Origin of the sequence: Pelagibacterium sp. 26DY04 (genome assembly GCF_031202305.1) — a bacterium.
In the GTDB taxonomy this organism is placed as follows: domain Bacteria; phylum Pseudomonadota; class Alphaproteobacteria; order Rhizobiales; family Devosiaceae; genus Pelagibacterium.
Map to the genome: position 1 here is coordinate 916,238 of NZ_CP101731.1, position 17,650 is coordinate 933,887.

Annotated in this window: 15 protein-coding genes; 13 read left to right on the forward strand and 2 right to left on the reverse strand. The window is 62.3% G+C overall.

Translation table 11 applies throughout. The features are described from left to right. Window positions 1–103 precede the first annotated feature (103 nt). On the forward strand, window positions 104–1,480 hold the full coding sequence (locus NO932_RS04290) for a glutamate--cysteine ligase (RefSeq protein WP_309209850.1): 1,377 nt from the start codon (window positions 104–106) through the stop codon (window positions 1,478–1,480). A gap of 1,369 nt (window positions 1,481–2,849) precedes the next feature. Here NO932_RS04290 and NO932_RS04295 read toward each other — a convergent pair. Beyond that, window positions 2,850–3,755 carry a LysR family transcriptional regulator gene (locus tag NO932_RS04295; RefSeq protein WP_309162378.1) on the reverse strand — a complete coding sequence of 302 codons (906 nt, stop codon included), beginning with the start codon at window positions 3,753–3,755 and terminating at the stop codon, window positions 2,850–2,852. Window positions 3,756–3,902: 147 nt separating this feature from the next. On the opposite strand from NO932_RS04295, the gene NO932_RS04300 reads away from it, so the two are divergent. After that, a complete protein-coding gene (locus tag NO932_RS04300; RefSeq protein WP_309209851.1) occupies window positions 3,903–4,109 on the forward strand; it encodes a DUF1127 domain-containing protein in 207 nt (68 codons plus the stop codon). 177 nt (window positions 4,110–4,286) lie between these two features. Here the strand turns inward: NO932_RS04300 and NO932_RS04305 are convergent, their stop codons facing one another. Continuing rightward, window positions 4,287–4,784: an invasion associated locus B family protein gene (locus tag NO932_RS04305; RefSeq protein ID WP_309209852.1), complete on the reverse strand. Its 498-nt coding sequence runs from the start codon at window positions 4,782–4,784 to the stop codon at window positions 4,287–4,289. A gap of 315 nt (window positions 4,785–5,099) precedes the next feature. On the opposite strand from NO932_RS04305, the gene coxB reads away from it, so the two are divergent. From coxB to NO932_RS04360, 11 genes are all read left to right on the forward strand, one after another. After that, window positions 5,100–6,005, forward strand: coding sequence for a cytochrome c oxidase subunit II (gene coxB / locus NO932_RS04310; protein WP_309162375.1), 906 nt, complete (start codon window positions 5,100–5,102; stop codon window positions 6,003–6,005). A 26-nt stretch (window positions 6,006–6,031) separates the two neighbouring features. Then, window positions 6,032–7,687: a cytochrome c oxidase subunit I gene (ctaD, locus tag NO932_RS04315; protein WP_309162373.1), complete on the forward strand. Its 1,656-nt coding sequence runs from the start codon at window positions 6,032–6,034 to the stop codon at window positions 7,685–7,687. Window positions 7,688–7,768: 81 nt separating this feature from the next. Next, window positions 7,769–8,698, forward strand: a complete 930-nt coding sequence (locus NO932_RS04320) for a heme o synthase (protein WP_309209853.1) — start codon at window positions 7,769–7,771, stop codon at window positions 8,696–8,698. After that, window positions 8,698–8,862, forward strand: coding sequence for a hypothetical protein (locus NO932_RS04325; protein ID WP_309162371.1), 165 nt, complete (start codon window positions 8,698–8,700; stop codon window positions 8,860–8,862). Before NO932_RS04320 ends, NO932_RS04325 begins: the two co-directional genes overlap by 1 nt. A 3-nt stretch (window positions 8,863–8,865) precedes the next feature. Next, window positions 8,866–9,405 (forward strand): cytochrome c oxidase assembly protein, encoded by a 540-nt coding sequence (locus tag NO932_RS04330; RefSeq protein ID WP_309209854.1) that lies wholly within the window; start codon window positions 8,866–8,868, stop codon window positions 9,403–9,405. A gap of 18 nt (window positions 9,406–9,423) precedes the next feature. After that, a complete protein-coding gene (locus tag NO932_RS04335) occupies window positions 9,424–10,260 on the forward strand; it encodes a cytochrome c oxidase subunit 3 (protein WP_309162367.1) in 837 nt (278 codons plus the stop codon). Between the two features lie 220 nt (window positions 10,261–10,480). Beyond that, window positions 10,481–11,266 carry an SURF1 family protein gene (locus NO932_RS04340; RefSeq protein ID WP_309209855.1) on the forward strand — a complete coding sequence of 262 codons (786 nt, stop codon included), beginning with the start codon at window positions 10,481–10,483 and terminating at the stop codon, window positions 11,264–11,266. Window positions 11,267–11,299: 33 nt separating this feature from the next. After that, a complete protein-coding gene (gene thrC, locus NO932_RS04345) occupies window positions 11,300–12,700 on the forward strand; it encodes a threonine synthase (RefSeq protein WP_309209857.1) in 1,401 nt (466 codons plus the stop codon). 3 nt (window positions 12,701–12,703) lie between these two features. Beyond that, a complete protein-coding gene (locus tag NO932_RS04350; RefSeq protein WP_309209859.1) occupies window positions 12,704–13,963 on the forward strand; it encodes a pitrilysin family protein in 1,260 nt (419 codons plus the stop codon). Window positions 13,964–13,978: 15 nt separating this feature from the next. Further along, the gene (locus NO932_RS04355) at window positions 13,979–14,575 is read left to right on the forward strand and encodes a GNAT family protein (RefSeq protein WP_309162362.1); all 597 of its coding nucleotides are present in this window, start codon (window positions 13,979–13,981) and stop codon (window positions 14,573–14,575) included. Between the two features lie 119 nt (window positions 14,576–14,694). Further along, window positions 14,695–17,592 (forward strand): EAL domain-containing protein, encoded by a 2,898-nt coding sequence (locus NO932_RS04360; RefSeq protein WP_309209860.1) that lies wholly within the window; start codon window positions 14,695–14,697, stop codon window positions 17,590–17,592. The last annotated feature ends 58 nt before the right edge of the window (window positions 17,593–17,650 follow it).

The following is a 17,650-nucleotide window of genomic DNA, read 5'->3' on the forward strand; positions in this document are numbered from 1 at the left end:
TCGTAAGGTTACGATAAAGGGTATTGATCTGGAACGAACGCCCGCTATTGTCGCGGGCTCTGGCATGGCCCTCATGCCCATGCATTACATTCCGAGGTACTTCATGGCCGAAAAGCCGTCGCCCACGATCGAATCGCGCTCCCAATTGATCGAAGCGATCTCTCGCGGCTCCAAGCCGAAATCGGAATGGCGCATCGGCACCGAGCACGAGAAGTTCACCTTCTATCGCGACGGTTTCAAACCTGTACCGTATGAGGGCGAGAACGGCATCGGCGCGCTGCTCGACAAGGTCCAGACCGAAACCGCCTGGCTGCCGTATTACGATCGCGACAAGGTGATCGGGCTCAACAATCCTCTGGGCGGCGGCGCCATCTCGCTCGAGCCGGGCGGCCAGTTCGAGCTTTCGGGCGCTCCGCTCGAAACCATCCACCAGACTTGCACCGAAGCCAACGAGCACTTGAAGCTTCTGCGCAAGTTCACCGAGCCCATGGGGATCGATTTCCTCGGCATCGGGGTGACGCCCACCTGGACGCTCGACGAAATCCCCGCCATGCCCAAATCGCGTTACGGCATCATGAAGCCCTATATGGAAAAGGTGGGCACGCTGGGCACCTCGATGATGTTCCGCTCGGCCACAGTGCAGGTCAATCTCGACTTCGCCTCGGAAGCCGATATGGTCAAAAAGCTCCGCGTCAGCCTGGCGCTGCAGCCGATCGCCACGGCGCTTTTCGCCAATTCGCCTTTCCTTGAGGGCAAGCCCAACGGTTTGCTGTCGTTCCGGTCGCACATCTGGCTCAACACCGACAATGACCGCACCGGCATGCTGCCCTTCGCCTTCGAAGACGGCATGGGGTTCGAGCGCTATGTGGATTATGCCCTCGACGTGCCGATGTATTTCGTCATCCGCAACGGGCAGTACATCAACTGCGCCGGGGAAAGCTTCCGAGCCTTCCTCGATGGCAAGCTGCCTCAGCTTCCGGGCGAAAAGCCCACGCTCAAGGATTGGGAAGACCACCTTTCGACGCTCTTTCCCGAAGTGCGCATGAAGCAGTATCTCGAAATGCGCGGCGCCGATGGCGCCCCCTGGCAGGGCATCTGCGCGCTGCCGGCCTTCTGGGTGGGGCTGCTTTACGATGATACCGCCCTCGATGCGGCCTGGGACCTGGTCAAGGACTGGACCGAAGAGGAGCGGCAGGCCCTGCGGCTCGGCGTGCCCAAGACAGCGCTCAAGACGCCGTTCCGCGATGGAACCGTGTTCGAGATCGCGAGGGAAGCGGTGGCCATCGCCCGCGCCGGGCTCAAGGCGCGCGACAAACACAATTGGGAAGGGGCGGACGAAGCGGTATTCCTCAAGCCGCTCGACTATACGCTCGAAGTCGGCGAGACACCTGCCGAACGGCTGCTCGATCTCTACCACGGCGAGTGGAAGGGCGACATTTCGCGGGTTTTCTCCGACTACGGCATGGCGAGGGCCGCGTAAGGCCGTGCCAAATCGCCCTCCGGCTGAGCCTTCGGGTCATCGCGATTTCAATAGACGGCATGGGGCGATGAACGCTCCGCACTGTATTTGTTAGTATGAAGCGATCATCGCCCCATGCGTCCGGGATTTTGGGCTTATGGCGGCTTCTCGGGCTGGGGGTTGTTGAGAGTTTTTAGTGGGTCGGTTGGTCGAACCGAAAAAGTGGGAACCACTTTTTCTGCCAACCTCCCGGCCGTCCCCTCGCTGCCCCTCCGGGTTTCCCCGGTGCGACGTGGGAGTGATTGGATTGGTGGTCCGCTCACACCTTTTATCCACATCCGGCCATCTGTCCGCTTTGGGCCTTCCCCACGGCGACCCGTGAGGAACCCGAACCGATCCCGCCCAAACGTTCGTAGCGCTTGCGTCCATATGCGCGGGGTCGTGAGGGGGAGTATGGGGCAAGCGCAGGGGGCGGGGATAAGTTTTTTGGCGCCGGTGTCTGTGGAAGCTCAGCGCCGCCCTCATTCGCGGCCCTTCTCCCACCAGGGGAGAAGGGGGCTCTTGGGGAGCGTTGCGGCTAGGGCTCAGGCACTGAGTGTACTGGATCCCGGCTCAAGGCCGGGATGACGATTGGGGGTGGTGTGCTGGTGGGGATAAGCAGTTGGGCTGTTGGAGACCTTGGTGGTGGAGCGTGGTGAGGGCGGAGGCGGGGCTGTGCCCTGCCTCACCCTCACCGTGTCACCCCGGGCTTGACCCGGGGCAAGGTATGCGCGCCGTTTCCGGCTCTTGCCATGACGCAAGCTCAGCGCCCCCCTCATCCCCGGCCCTTCTCCCACCAGGGGAGAAGGGGGCTCTTGGGGGAACGCTACGGCTGAGGCTCAGGCGCTGTGATCGCGTTGTCCCTCTTACCCTTCTCCCTCAAGGGGAGAAGGAGTTCTTGGGGGAGCGTTACGGCGAGAATCTCGTCGCTCGTCCTTTCCAGCCTCTCCTCGTCATTGTCGGGCTGAACCCGACAATCCGCAGCGCTGCCTGTGGTGCGGGAGAGATTGGGGGACGCACTTCTGATGAGCTGCTTGGAAAACCTTGCGGGTCTCCGGGTCAATCCCGGATCAAGTCCGGGGACGAAGACGACGAAGAGGAGGGTACAGGGGAGCCGCAACGGTGGGGGCGGCGAGAGGCGGCCGGAAGGAAAGGGAGAGGGCGAGGGACAGGGTACGGCAAGATCCGGGAGCGGCGCGCATACCTTGCCCCGGGTCAAGCCCGGGGCGACACGGGTGGAGAATGGAGTAAGGGAGAGAGGAGAGAGGAGAGAGGAGAGAGGAGAGAGGAGAGAGGAGAGAGGAGAGAGGAGAGAGGAGAGAGGAGAGAGGAGAGAGAGTCACTCACTCAACTACTCGGCTGCCGTGCTCTCCGTTGCCTCGCGGCCGTAATAGGAGCCGGGCAGGTTGCCCATGCTTTCGACGATATGGGTCGCCAGTGCGTCGTAGATGCCGCCATAGGCGTGCGAGGCGCGCAGGAGGGCGATCTGGGCGTCGTTCAAACGCGGCAGGCCCTGATCCTGCGAGATCACCCGCATTCCTGGCTGCAGGGCGCTTTCGGGCAGGAAGCCGACGGCGAGATCCGAGAGCACCGCCGAGGAGATGGCGGTGGCGTTCGAGGACGTGTAGGCGACGCGGAAGTCGCGGTTGATCCTGTTGAGCGCCTCGACCGCATCGGCGCGCCAGGTGCAAAAGGACGGGCCGCAGGCCAGGGGGAGGGGATCGGAAGCCAGCGCCCGTCCGCCATGGCTGGCCACCCAATACATCTTTTCGGTGCGGAACAGCTCGCCGAATTCGTGCATCGTCCCTTGCGTGAACACGATGATGTCGTAACGCCCCGAGCGCATGCCGGACAAAAGCTCCTCGGAAGGCTGGCAGCGGACATCGACGGTGATGCGCGGATGGGTGCGCTGGAAGCTCGAAAGGATCACCGGGAGGAGCTTGACCGCATAGTCGTCGGGCACCCCGAACCGGATATTGCCGACAAGATCGTCCTTGGAGAACATGTCGATGATCTCGGCATTGATCTTGAGCATGCGCCGGGCCCGCGCGTAGAGCGCTTCGCCCTCGGTGGTCAGCGACACGCGCCGTCCGTCACGCAGGAACAGGGGCTGGCCCAGCCGCTCCTCGAGCCGCTTGATCTGCATCGAAACCGCCGACTGGGTCTTGTAAACCCGCCGGGCCGCCTCGGTGAAACTGGCGCAATCGGCGATGGCGCAGAAGGTCTGCAACTGATCGAGATCAAGCGGAGCAGCCATTGCCTTTTCCATCACGAATTTTGATCGATTAAATGAAATCTATTTGTTTGAATAATGGAAGGCAAGTGCCTACATACCGCTTGCAACAACGCAGCCGCCCATAAACTCTACCAGTCCGATAGAGGAAATGGGGTGATGGAGTAGATCATGGCCCTGTTCTCTTTCAAATCCCGCGCCGGCGCCGGTATGCGCCGTTCGACCCTGCGCTCGATGATGCAGATGGATGAATCCCTGCTCAGCGACATGGGGTTGACCCGCTACGATATCGCGGAAGCTCTTCGTCATGGCGCCGCCGCCGCCGGAGAGTTTCTGGACGCACGCCGCAATGCGCGTGCCATTCAATGGCTTCGGTGACCCCTTGCTGAAGCCCTGATCGGGCTCTTGGTGCGGCGTATTTTGCCGGTGCGTCCGCGCCCCTCCAAAGAGAGCCCGAAAGAAGGCAGGGCCTGATTTGCCTTTGGCCTTGTTTTCTAGCCCAGCCGGACCGCGTGCGGTCCGGCTTTTTTGTGCCTCGAATCGCGATCAGGCAGTTTAAGGCAGGGCTTCGAAGCCCTCCTGGAAGCCGGCGAGCGAGACGGGGATGCCGATTCCTTCCTCGGGCGTTCTGAAAACGATGAAGATCGCGTTCTCGCCTTCGGAGAGCTGGGTCATCAATTCGTCGTCCATGACCACTTCGGCAACGCATCCATTGGGCAGGCAGCGCACGAAGGCAACGCGCCCAAGATCTTCCCCATCGATATTGAGCCCCAGCCCGTTGGGCAGCAGCACGCCCAGGGGCGCGAGCACGCGCAGCAGGCGCGCCTCCTGATCGGCGGTCTTGAGCGCGATCACCGAGAGGGCCACGTTGGGCTGGTCTTCGGCGGTGACGTTCTGGATCAGGGCGCATTGCTCTTCGAGCGCGCCAGGCACCAGATCGCAGCTCATCTGCCAATCGCCGTGCTCGGAGCGCACTGTTCCCTGCGCGCCGGCCGGTGCGGCAAGGGAAAAAGAGGCGATAAGGGCTGCGGCGAAAGTGGCGATGTGGCGCATGAAAAGCTCTTGTCTCCTGGCGACCCGGACGTCGGGACGATTGCCTGATGTGTCGGGCAGGCTGGCGGTCCTTGTCAACATAAGGTCGCCAAACCGGTCACAAATCGCACAACTGGGGCGGGCTTAAGGCGCCTTTGGCGCAATTTGACGCACAAAATGTGCTCTCGGGATCAATTGCCTTGCTCGGAAGGATGTGGTTTAGCTGCCCGCAGAAAAATCTGCACCCCAGTCATGAGTCGGGAGCGGGCGCCATTTGCCACGCGGAGCGGACATGCTAGGGAGCGCAAAAAACAATTACGTTCAGGAGAAGTCCAGGTGACAGGATTTTCTTTCCGTCTGGTCAGAGCCTCACTCGCTGCGCTGCTGTTTGCGCTGATCCCGGCAATCGCTTCGGCCCAGGAGGCGGGCCATGCCGTTCCCGGTCAGATCGGCTTGCAGCCATCGGTGACCCCGATCATGGATTCGATCATCGCCTTCCATGACAATCTGCTTATGTGGATCATCACCGCGATCGTGCTAGTGGTGCTCGCGCTTCTGATCGTTGTGATCGTGCGCTTCAACCAGCGCGCCAATCCCGTCCCCTCCAAGGTCACCCATAACACCCTGGTGGAAGTCGTCTGGACCGTCGTTCCCGTCCTGCTGCTTTTCGTGATCGCCATCCCCTCCTTCGGCGTTCTGGCCGATCAGCAGACCATCCCGGACGGCGAGCGCCGCTATCTCGGTTCGCAGATCTTCGGCGGCGATCTCGAAGTGCCCGCGCCCGAGCTTACGATCAAGGTCACCGGCTACCAGTGGTACTGGGGCTATGAATACATGGACCAGGACGTCGACTTCGTCTCCGTGATGCTCAATGAAGAGCAGCGCGCCGAGCAGAAGCCCGATCAGCCTCGCCTCCTGGCGGTCGATAACGAACTGATCGTGCCGGTCAACACTACCGTCCGTCTCCTGGTTACCGCCGCCGACGTGCTGCACGCCTTCGCCGTCCCGTCCTTCGGCATCAAGACCGACGCCGTGACCAGCCGGAACAACGAAACCTGGTTCAACGCTCGCGAGACCGGTATCTATTACGGCCAGTGCTCGGAGTTGTGCGGCAAGGATCACGCGTTCATGCCGATCGCCGTGCGCGTCGTTGAGCAGGAACAGTTCGATGCGTGGCTGGCCGCTGCCCAGGAAGGCAGCCTCGCCGATGCCAACAGCACGCTGCTGGCTTCGATCGAGTAAGCGGCAGAGAATAAGAGGTTAACAACATGGCACAAGCTCACGCAGCTCATTCCGATGCCGCACACGGAGTTCCCTCCGGCTGGAAGCGGTGGGTCTATTCGACCAACCACAAGGACATCGGCCTTCTCTACCTGATCTTCGCGATCGTGGCGGGCGTCATCGGCGGCGCGCTTTCCGGCTTCATGCGCTGGGAACTGGCCGAACCGGGCATTCAGATTTTCCCCGGTCTCGCGCAGATGGTTTATGGCATCGACGGCAATGCCGCGCTCGATGCCGGCAAGCACATGTTCAACGTGTTCACCACGGCCCACGGGCTGATCATGGTGTTCTTCGTTGTCATGCCGGCCGTGATCGGCGGCTTTGCCAACTATTTCGTGCCGCTGATGATCGGCGCGCCGGACATGGCGTTTCCGCGCATGAACAACATCTCGTTCTGGCTGCTGGTTCCCGCCTTCCTGCTGCTGCTCATGAGCCTGTTCATGGAAGGCCCTCCGGGCGCCATGGGCACCGGCGGCGGCTGGACCATCTATCCGCCGTTCTCGACCTCCGGCCAGCCTGGCCCGGCCATGGACTATGCGATCCTTTCGCTCCACATCGCCGGTGCGTCCTCGATCCTTGGTGCCATCAACTTCATCACCACCATCCTGAACATGCGCGCCCCGGGCATGACCATGTTCAAGATGCCGCTCTTTGCCTGGGCGGTGCTGGTGACCGCGTTCCTGCTGCTTCTGGCTCTGCCGGTCCTGGCTGGCGCCATCACCATGCTGCTGACCGACCGCAATTTCGGCACGGCCTTCTTCGATCCGGCCGGCGGCGGTGACCCGATCCTGTTCCAGCACCTGTTCTGGTTCTTCGGTCACCCTGAAGTGTACATCATGATCCTGCCGGGCTTCGGCATCATCAGCCACATCATCTCGACCTTCTCGCGCAAGCCCATCTTCGGTTACCTGGGCATGGTGCTGGCCATGGTCGCGATCGGCGCGGTCGGGTTCGTCGTCTGGGCGCACCACATGTACACCTCGGGTATCTCGCTCAACACCCAGCGTTACTTCACTGCCGCAACCATGATCATCGCGGTGCCCACCGGCATCAAGATCTTCTCGTGGATCGCGACCATGTGGGGCGGCTCGATCCGCATGACCACGCCCATGCTGTGGGCCATCGGCTTCATCTTCCTGTTCACCGTTGGCGGTGTGACCGGTGTGGTGCTGGCCAATGCGGGTGCCGACCGTGCGCTGCACGACACCTATTACGTGGTCGCGCACTTCCACTACGTGCTCTCGCTGGGCGCCGTGTTCACCATCTTTGCGGGCTGGTACTACTGGTTCCCCAAGATGTTCGGCGTGATGTACAGCGAACTGCTGGGCAAGCTGCACTTCTGGATCATGTTCGTCGGCGTGAACCTGATCTTCTTCCCGCAGCACTTCCTCGGCCTTGCCGGCATGCCGCGCCGCTACATCGACTACCCCGACAGCTACGCGCTGTGGAACAACGTCTCGTCCTGGGGTTATGTCGTGACCGTTATCGGCCTTGCGGTGTTCTTCTACTCGATCTTCGAGGCGTTCGCCCGCAAGCGTAAGGCAGCGGACAACCCCTGGGGTGAAGGTGCGACGACGCTGGAGTGGACCCTGAGCTCGCCTCCGCCGTTCCACCAGTTCGAAACCCTGCCGCGCTTCAAGTAAGCCGGCGCCACAAAGAACCGACCCTTCGCAACCCGGTTCGCCGGGTTGCGTTTTAATTTCAAACCGGAGCCCGGCCTCACCTTGGCTTACGTTGACGACAACACCGAAACCACTTCCGTCCAGCTTGGCGGCCGCGTGGAGGATTATCTGGAGCTGCTAAAGCCCCGGGTGATGCAGCTTGTCGTGTTCACCGGCTTTGTCGGCATGCTCGTCGCCCCAGGCGGCATCAATCCCGTTATCGGTTTTATCGCCATCCTGTGCATCGCCATCGGGGGCGGTGCGTCCGGCGCGCTCAACATGTGGTACGACGCCGATATCGACGCGGTCATGAGCCGCACCGTGAATCGTCCGATCCCGGCCGGCCGCGTCAGCCGTGAAGATGCGCTGGTGTTTGGCCTCGCCCTGTCGGGCTTTTCGGTCGCCACGCTCGGGCTTGCAACCAACTGGCTCGCGGCGGGGCTGCTGGCCTTCACCATTTTCTTTTACGCCGTTATCTATACGATGTGGCTCAAGCGCTCGACGCCGCAGAACATCGTGATCGGCGGCGCCGCCGGCGCCTTTCCGCCGATGATCGGCTGGGCGGCGGTCACCGGCTCGGTCTCGCTCGATGCCGTCATCCTGTTCCTGATCATCTTCCTGTGGACCCCGCCGCACTTCTGGGCGCTGGCGCTCTACAAGAAGGGCGACTACGAAGCGGCCGGCATCCCCATGCTGCCCAACGTGGCCGGGGAGCGCGCGACGCAGAACCAGATCGTCATCTACACCGTTCTGCTGACGATCGTGGGCTTCGGACCGGTGCTGACCGGGCTCGTGGGATGGTTCTATGCCGTTCCCGCAGCAATTCTCGGAACGGCTTTCTCGGCTCTCGCCATTCGTGTGCGCTTTTCCGAAGGCGTTGAGATGAAGCGCCGCGCCCGCGTCCTTTTCACCTATTCCTTGCTGTATTTGTTTGTGCTGTTCGTAGCCCTGCTGGCCGATGTTGGCCTGATCAGATGGTTTGGAGTCCTGTGATGACCGTCGAACAGAACATGAGCCAAGAACAGCGCGAAGCGTTCATGAAGCGCCGCCGCAAGCGCTCCATCGCGATCGGCATCGCACTTGCCGTTCTGGTCGCCATTTTTTATGCGATTACCATCGCAAAGCTTGGTCCGGACGTGCTTGTGCGGGACCTGTGAGCCATGAGCATAGCGACCCCCGATCATACCCAGTCGTCCAATAAGCGCACGCTCGCCTGGCTCGTGGGCATGGGACTATTCATGCTCGGGCTCTCCTTTGCCGCCGTGCCGCTCTACGACATCTTCTGCCGGGTGACCGGCTATGGCGGGACGACGCAGGTTTCCGATGGCAATGTGCGAGGCGTCATCGCCCGCGAGATGGGCGTGCGTTTCGATGCCACCATAGATCGCGGCATGCCGCTCCAGGTCGAGCCGGCCCGGATCGAAACAAACCCGATCGGCACGGTCAGCACCGTCGTCTACCGCGCGACCAATCTGAGCGACGAACCGCTGCAAACGACGGCGAGCTTCAACGTGACCCCTGATTCCGCCGGGGTCTATTTCAACAAGATCGAATGCTTCTGCTTTACCGAGCAGACCATTCCGCCTGGCGGCACGGTCGAGATGCCGGTCACCTATTTCGTCGATCCCGATCTCGACGAGAATTCCGAATTGCGTACAATCCGCGAGATTACGCTGTCTTATACGTTTCACGATTCCTAACGGGGGATAGACCTAAAAATGGCAGCCCATGCAAAGAACCATGACTACCACCTGGTAGATTTGAGCCCCTGGCCGTTCATCGGCTCGGTGTCCGCCTTCGTCATGGCCGTCGGCGCCATCATGTGGATGCATGGTGGCGTGCCCTGGCTGTTCGCCGCCGGCCTCGTCGGCGTGCTCTACACCATGTTCGCCTGGTGGGCGGACGTGGTGAAGGAGGCCGAAACCGGCTTCCATACCCCGGTCGTGCAGCTCCATCACCGCTATGGCATGATCCTGTTCATCGCCTCGGAAGTGATGTTCTTCGTTGCCTGGTTCTGGGCCTATTTCGACGCGGCCTTCTATCCCGACGAAATTGCCCAGGTTGGCCGTGTGGCCTTCACCGGCGGCGTTTGGCCTCCGCAGGGCGTCGAAGTTTTCGATCCCTGGCACCTTCCGCTGTTCAACACCTTGGTCCTGCTGCTTTCGGGCACCACCGTCACCTGGGCGCACCATGCGCTTCTGGAAGGCGACCGGCAGGGGCTGAAATGGGGTCTCGTCATCACCGTCCTGCTCGGTGCGCTGTTCTCCTGCGTGCAGGTGCTCGAATACACCCAGGCCCATTTCGACTTCTCGGGCAACATCTATGGCGCCACCTTCTTCATGGCGACCGGCTTCCATGGCTTCCACGTCTTCATCGGAACCATCTTCCTGCTGGTGTGCCTGATCCGTGCCTATCGCGGCCAGTTCACGCCCAAGCAGCACCTGGGCTTCGAATTCGCCGCCTGGTACTGGCACTTCGTTGACGTCGTCTGGCTGTTCCTGTTCGCCTCGATCTATGTCTGGGGCTCCTGGGGCGCGACGATCGCTCACCACTGATCTTGAGAAAGGCCGGGCCGCTTTCCAGTGGCCCGGCAAATTACATGCTTGAACGTTTCTGGGGGCCTTCTCCGCTCGCGACCGGCATTAAGGGCCGCGGTTCGCGCAGTGGCGAGGGCCATCTTTTTACCGGCCCAGCGGTAAGCTCCGGGCGCGGTGCCGCGGTGCCGCCGAAGCCAGTCGGCAGGCTGGAAACGTTCCACCAACGAGGCGTTCACCAATGATCGAAGCGGTTCGCCCCCAGCGTCGCTGGAGCCTCGGCCAGATCAGTTTTGTGGTGTTGATGCTGGTGTTGATGGCGCTGTTCATCACGCTGGGAAACTGGCAGGTCCAGCGCCTGGGTGAAAAGGAAGCGTTGATCGCCGCTGTCGAAGAACGCTTCGATCAGCCCGCTGCCGCGTTTCCCGAGCAAGGGTCTTGGGCGGGCCTCGACGCCGAGGCGCTCGACTACCGTCCGGTTACCGCGACCGGCACCTATGACCACGCCCGGACCGTACTGATTTTCACCAATCTGCCAGATCCGGTGGGCCGTTACGGCGGGGTCGGCTATTGGGTCATGGCGCCGTTCACGCTCGAAGATGGCGGCGTGGTCTGGGTCAATCGCGGCTTTGTTCCCGAAGCCGTTGCCGAGAGTTATGCCGATGGGGGTGATGGACCGCAGGGGACCACGACAATCGAAGGCGTGGCCCGCCGCCCGGAACAGCCCAACAGCTTTACGCCCGCGTCCGATCTGGATGCGCGCCGCGAATGGGTGCGTGATCCCGAGCGCCTTGCCGCCTTTCTCGACCCCGGCGTCCCGGTGGCGCCCGTAACCATCGATCTGGTGGCGGGGCCTGCTGGAGAGCTGCCGCAGGGCGGCGAGACGCAGATAACCTTCCCCAATCGCCATCTCGAATATGCCGGCACCTGGTACCTTTTCGCCGCCATCACCCCGGTAATGCTGGGGTTTTGGATCTGGCGCCAGCGCAAGTCCAGAAATCTTGCTCCTGAGGAAAAGGGCAATTAGGGTGCGTGCCGTGTCTCGGAGGTTTTTCATCTAATGCGGTATGTCAGCACGCGCGGCCAAGCGCCGACGCTCGGTTTCTGTGACGTCGTCCTCACGGGACTTGCGCGTGATGGCGGCCTCTATGTCCCGGAAAGCTGGCCGCAGTTTACCGCAGAGGAAATCCACAATTTCGGCAATCGTCCCTATCAGGACGTTGCGTTTGCCGTGCTGTCCAAATTCGTGGGCGACGAGATTGCCGCCGACGATCTCAAGGCGATGATCAAATCGGCCTATGCCGGGTTCAATCACCCCTCGGTGACGCCATTGGTCGAACTCGAACCGGGCCATTTCGTCCTCGAGCTCTGGCACGGGCCCACCCTGGCCTTCAAGGACGTGGCCATGCAGTTCCTGGCGCGGGTGGTCGACCACATTCTCGGCCAGCGCGGCCAGCGCGCCACGATCGTCGGCGCGACTTCCGGGGACACCGGATCGGCGGCGATCGAAGCGTTCCGCGGGCGGCAGAATACCGATATCTTCATTCTGCATCCCAAGGGCCGCACCTCGGAAATTCAGCGCCGGCAGATGACGACTGTTCTCGACGAGAACGTCTTCAACATCGCCGTCGAGGGAACGTTCGACGATTGCCAGGCCATCGTCAAAGCCATGTTCAACGATCATGGCTTCCGCGATGGCGCGAGGTTGAGCGGGGTCAATTCCATCAATTGGGGCCGCATCGCCGCGCAGGTCGTCTACTATTTCTCAGCCGCCGTCGCGCTGGGGGCGCCTCACCGCAAGGTGACGTTCGTGGTCCCGACCGGCAATTTCGGCGATATTTTCGCCGGCTATGTCGCCAAGTGCATGGGGCTGCCCGTCGAAAAGCTGGTGATCGCCACCAATTCCAACGACATCCTGCGCCGCGCGGTCAATATCGGCCGGTACGAAAAGCGCGGCGTGACGCAAACCGTCAGCCCCTCGATGGATATCGAGGTCTCCTCGAACTTCGAACGCCTGCTGTTCGAAGCGCTGGACCGGGACGGGGAAAAGACGGCGGGGCTTTTCGCTTCGCTGGCCCAGTCGGGCGGCTTTTCCATTCCCGAGAACGGGCTGGAAACGATCCGCGAGGAGTTCGGCTCGGGCATGGCCGATGAGACGGCGACCAAGGCGATTATCGCCGACGTGCTCAAGCGCTCCGGATATCTCATCGATCCGCATACGGCCGTGGGTGTCGCGGTTGCGCGGGGCTTCAATTTCGGCCACACGCCGCTGGTGACGCTCTCGACCGCCCATCCGGCCAAATTTCCCGAAACTGTGGAAGCGGCGACGGGGCGCCATCCCGAGTTGCCGGCCCACATGGCCGACCTCGGCCAGCGCGAAGAGCGCTTCACCGTGCTCGCCAACGAGGAAAACGCCGTTAAGGACTTCATCCGCGCCAACAGCCGCGCCTGGGAGGAATAGACTTTGACCGTCCGCACCACGACCCTCGATAATGGGATGACCGTTATCACCGACGCCATGCCGCATCTGGAAAGTGCCGCGCTCGGCGTCTGGGTCAAGTCCGGTTCGCGCAGCGAAACCGCCGATCAACATGGCGTTTCCCATCTGCTCGAGCATATGGCGTTCAAGGGAACCTCCACCCGCTCGGCCCGTGAGATCGCCGAAACCATCGAATCGGTGGGCGGCGATATCAACGCGGCGACCTCGATCGAGCACACCGGCTATTTCGCGCGCGTGCTCAAGGACGATGTTGGCCTTGCCGCCGACATTCTCGCCGATATCCTGCAGAATTCCGTGTTCGACGCGGCCGAATTGGCGCGCGAGCAGCGGGTGATTTGCCAGGAGATCGGGGCCACCCACGACAATCCCGACGATCACGTCTTCGATTTGTTCCAGGAAGCCGCCTATCCCGATCAGCCGATCGGGCGCACCATCCTCGGGACCGAATCTTCGGTGCGCGGGTTCAATCCCGATACGATCCGCGCCTATCTCGAGAGCCATTATGTGGGCGACCGCATGGTGATATCGGCGGCCGGCAATGTGGATCACGACCAATTGGTCGATCTCGCCAATGACCGCTTTCACGATCTAAAATCCACCGGCGCGCCGGCGCCCGAGAAGGCTCAATATGTCGGGGGCGAGTTCAAGGAAGTCTCCGACCACGAACAGGCCCATATCGTTCTGGGCCTCGAAGGGCGGGCGTACAATTCCGACGGCTTCTATGCCGCGCAGATTCTCTCCTCGATCCTGGGCGGCGGCATGAGCTCGCGCTTGTTCCAGGAGGTGCGCGAGCGGCGCGGGCTCTGCTATTCGGTTTACGCGTTTCACTGGGCATTTGCCGACAGTGGCGTGTTCGGAGTGGCGGCGGCCACCGGCGCCGAGGATGTCGAAGAGCTGTTGCCGGTGATGCTCGAAGAGTTGCAGAAATCGACCCGCGATATCACCGATGCCGAAGTCAGCCGCGTGCGCGCGCAGATCCGCGCCGGGCTGCTGATGTCGCTGGAAAGCCCGTCCTCGCGCGCCGGACAGCTTGCCCGCCAGCAGATCCTCTGGGGGCGCCCGATCCCGCTGCAGGAAACCGTCGATCGTATCAACCGTATCGACGCCGAGCGCGTGCGGCATGTGGCGGGACAGATCTTTGGCGATGCCAAGCCGGCCGTTGCCGGAATTGGACCGGTGGAGCGCATGCCCGATTATGATCGTATAGTGGCAAGCCTGAAATAAGGGGGCCGGCCTCCCGTGTTCACCTTCGCTTCCATACGCCAGACCACACCGGAAATCCGTGGCGATGGCTTGCTGATCCGCTCGCCGCGGCAGAACGATTTCCAGGCCTGGCGCAACCTGCGCGTCGCGAGCCGCTCATTTCTGACCCCATTCGAGCCGCGCTGGTCCGAAGCAGAACTTTCCGCGCGCAGCTTCATCTCCCGGGTCCGGCGCAATCGGCGCGATGCGCTCTATGGGACCGAATTTTCCTTCTTCATCTTTACCCTGGTCGGCCGGCGCTCGACCCTGGTCGGCGGGCTGACGCTTTCCAATGTGCGCCGGCGCGCCTTCCAGAACGTCACGTTGGGCTATTGGATGGGGGCCGAATTCGCGGGAAAAGGCATCATGACCCGATCGGTTGCCCTGATCTTGCCGTTTGTGTTCGACACCTTGGCGCTCCATCGCATCGAGGCGGCCTGCCTCCCCGACAATACCGCCTCGCGCCGGGTCCTTGCGGCCAACGGATTTCGCGAGATCGGTATTGCCGAGCATTATCTCCAGATCAATGGCGAGTGGAGGGATCATCTGCTGTTTGCGCTCACCCGCGAGCACTACAACGGTTTGGCCGGCTGATCCCGATCAGGCAACGCGGTTTGAAACTGTGACAATGCTTTTGAAACAGCGGCCAGCTTGATTGCCAAAGCCTAAGAAATCCCGCTACCACTGAATACCCGTTTCAGGATCGTTAATTTATGTCTTTCAATCCCGCCCGTTATTTCGTCATTCTCGCGATGCTGATTGCAGCATTGGCCGGAGCGACGGGCAGGGCGGCGGCCTTCGAAGTGGTGACGATCCCCGAGGGCATCAACGCGGTCAATCTCGGCGCGGCCATCGACGTGCTCCCCGGCGAGGAAGGCCGGGTGCAGATCAGCACGGCGCCCGGCGAGGATGGGATCATCCGCCGGATCGAGGTGATCTCGATCACCGAGGGCGCCAATCCCAATTGGGCGGTTTTCGCGCTGCGCAACGAAAGCGACGTGCAGATCGAGCGCCTGCTGGTCGCGCCCTATTTCCGCCTGCCCGGCTCGGGCGTGTTCCATCCCGATCTCGGCGCCGGCCGCATCACCGCGCTCACGCCCAGCCACGGCTTGCGGCCCGAGCGGGTGCCCGATTCGGAGGCCGATGTCTTCGACATCGTCATCGATCCGGGCGCGACCGTTACGCTGGTGGCCGAACTCACGTCCGAAACACTGCCCGAGCTTTACCTTTGGGAGCCGGATGCCTATCGCGATTACATCAACTCCTTCACCCTGTTCCGGGGCACGGTGCTGGGGATTTCCAGCCTCGCGGCGGTGTTTCTGACCATCATGTTCGTGGTCAAGGGCAGGGGTGTGTTTCCGGCCACCGCGCTGCTCGCCTGGGCGGTGCTTGCCTATCTGCTCATCGATTTCGGCATTTTCGGCCCGCTGCTGGGTGTTTCGAACGCCGAAATCCAGCCCTTCCGGGCGGCGGCGGAGGCCGCCCTGGCCACGACCCTGTTCGGGTTCCTGTTCATCTATCTCAACCTGCACCGATGGCATTTCCGCTTCACGCATATGGCGCTGGGGCTGTCGGCCATATTCCTCGCGTTGTTTGTCTATGCGTTCTTCAACCCGGCGCTGGCGGCGGGCATAGCGCGGACATCGCTGGCGCTGATCGGGCTCATGGGGCTGTTCCTCATCCTGCTGCTCTCGATCAGGGGCTATGACAGGGCGGTGCTGCTCGTTCCGACCTGGGTGATCTATCTGGCCTGGCTGGTCTATGCCTGGATGGTGGTTTCCGGGCAGGTCTCCAACGATATCGCCCAATCGGCGGTATCGGGCGGCCTGGTCTTGATCGTGATGCTGTTGGGTTTCACCGCCGTCCAGCACGCCTTTTCCGACGGACAGGTGTCGATCGGCGCGCTTTCGGAAGTGGAGCGCCGGGCGCTGGCCATGACCGGCTCGGGCGATTTCGTCTTCGACTGGAATATCGACCGCGACCGGGTCAACGTCTCCGAGGAGCTGGCTCTGCGCCTCGGCGAACGCAAGGGGGCGCTGCGCGGAGCCATCAAGCGCTGGCTCGACCGCGTGCACCCCGAGGACCGAGACCGCTTCCGCACCGCGCTCGACACCCTGATCGAACTCAAGCGCGGCAAGGTCAATTCCGATATCCGCATCGCCGGGTTCGACGGCAGCTATCGCGCCTTCCGCATGCGGGTCAAACCCGTGCTGGGCGGCGACAATCAGGTCAACCGCATCGTGGGCACGCTCCAGGACGTGACCGACGAGCGCGCCGCGCGCGACCGGCTGCTGCACGACGCCATCCATGACAGCCTCACGGGCCTGCCCAACCGGCAGCTTTTCCTCGACCGGCTGGAGCGTGCCCTGTTGCGCTCGCGTGAGTTCAACGAGGTCAAGCCTGCCGTCTTCCTCATCGATCTGGATAAATTCACCGATATCGACGAGCGCATCGGGCATATGGCGGCCGATTCGCTGCTGCTCGCCGTCTCGCGCCGCCTGTCACGCCTGCTGCGTCCGCTCGATACCCTGGCGCGCATTTCGGGCGACCAGTTCGCCGTGGTGCTCCTGTCCGAGCAGTCGGCCTCAAAGATCGCCGACGTTGCCGAGCAGATGCGCAAGGCACTGCGCAACCCGTTTAATTTCGGCGATAGCGACATGACGCTCACCGCCTCGATCGGGATCACCATCTACGACAACAAGCCCGTCGATGCCGAAGACGTGCTGCGCGATGCCGAACTGGCCATGCACTACGCCAAGCGCCATGGCGGCGACCGCATCGAGGCCTTCCGCGCCGCGACCCGGTCCATCGCCGTCTATGCCCAGGCGCTCGAAGACGATCTCAAGGACGCGCTGGAGCGGCGCGATCTGCAGCTTCTCTACCAGCCCATCGTCGACATCCAGAATTCCAACAGGATCGTCGCGGCCGAGGCGCTGATGCGCTGGAACCATCCCGGCCGCGGCCAGGTCAGCCCCAACGCGTTCATTCCGCTCGCCGAGCGTACCGGGCAGATCGAAAAGCTCGGCCGCCTCGCCTTCGAGGAAGCGGCCGAACAGGCGCGGCAATGGACGACGTCGATGAAGCTGCCCGAGGAGTTCTACATCTCGGTCAATCTCTCGGCGGCGCAGCTAACCAGCGAAACCTTGCTCAACGACATGCGCACGCTGGTGGCCCAGAACAAATCGGTCGCGCGGCACATGAAGCTCGAGATCACCGAAAGCCAGGTGATGGGCAATCCCGAGCACGCCGTCTATATGCTCGAAGCCTTCAAGGCCCTGGGGCTTGGGCTGGCGCTCGACGATTTCGGGACGGGGTATTCCTCGCTCTCCTATCTCCACCGCTTCCCGTTCGACACGATCAAGCTCCCCGCGCCCTTCGTGCAGATCCGCGACGATAGCGGCATCTCGCACACTCAGATCCCCATCATCGGATCGGTGGTGACGCTGGCGCGCGAACTCGATCTGTCGCTGGTGGCCGAAGGGGTCGAGACCGAGGATGAGATCGCGCGGCTCAAGAGCCTCAATTGCCGCTATGCCCAGGGTTTTGCCTTCGGCGCGGCGATGTCGGGTGCCGAACTCCAGCGCCGGTTGCAGGCGCAGATCGGGGGCTAGGGCCGAGAACCATCGACGTTAGAGCGCTTCGCTGGCGCTGGATTCGGGAACAGCGCCA

What these genes read in the sequence shown, in the direction of transcription:
- NO932_RS04330 (WP_309209854.1), top strand. Translation starts at nt 8,866, where the DNA reads ATGAGCATAGCGACCCCCGATCATACCCAGTCGTCCAATAAGCGCACG.
- NO932_RS04295 (WP_309162378.1), bottom strand. Translation starts at nt 3,755, where the DNA reads ATGGCTGCTCCGCTTGATCTCGATCAGTTGCAGACCTTCTGCGCCATC.
- thrC (WP_309209857.1), top strand. Translation starts at nt 11,300, where the DNA reads ATGCGGTATGTCAGCACGCGCGGCCAAGCGCCGACGCTCGGTTTCTGT.
- NO932_RS04290 (WP_309209850.1), top strand. Translation starts at nt 104, where the DNA reads ATGGCCGAAAAGCCGTCGCCCACGATCGAATCGCGCTCCCAATTGATC.
- NO932_RS04325 (WP_309162371.1), top strand. Translation starts at nt 8,698, where the DNA reads ATGACCGTCGAACAGAACATGAGCCAAGAACAGCGCGAAGCGTTCATG.
- NO932_RS04340 (WP_309209855.1), top strand. Translation starts at nt 10,481, where the DNA reads ATGATCGAAGCGGTTCGCCCCCAGCGTCGCTGGAGCCTCGGCCAGATC.
- NO932_RS04300 (WP_309209851.1), top strand. Translation starts at nt 3,903, where the DNA reads ATGGCCCTGTTCTCTTTCAAATCCCGCGCCGGCGCCGGTATGCGCCGT.
- ctaD (WP_309162373.1), top strand. Translation starts at nt 6,032, where the DNA reads ATGGCACAAGCTCACGCAGCTCATTCCGATGCCGCACACGGAGTTCCC.
- NO932_RS04305 (WP_309209852.1), bottom strand. Translation starts at nt 4,784, where the DNA reads ATGCGCCACATCGCCACTTTCGCCGCAGCCCTTATCGCCTCTTTTTCC.
- NO932_RS04360 (WP_309209860.1), top strand. Translation starts at nt 14,695, where the DNA reads ATGTCTTTCAATCCCGCCCGTTATTTCGTCATTCTCGCGATGCTGATT.
- NO932_RS04335 (WP_309162367.1), top strand. Translation starts at nt 9,424, where the DNA reads ATGGCAGCCCATGCAAAGAACCATGACTACCACCTGGTAGATTTGAGC.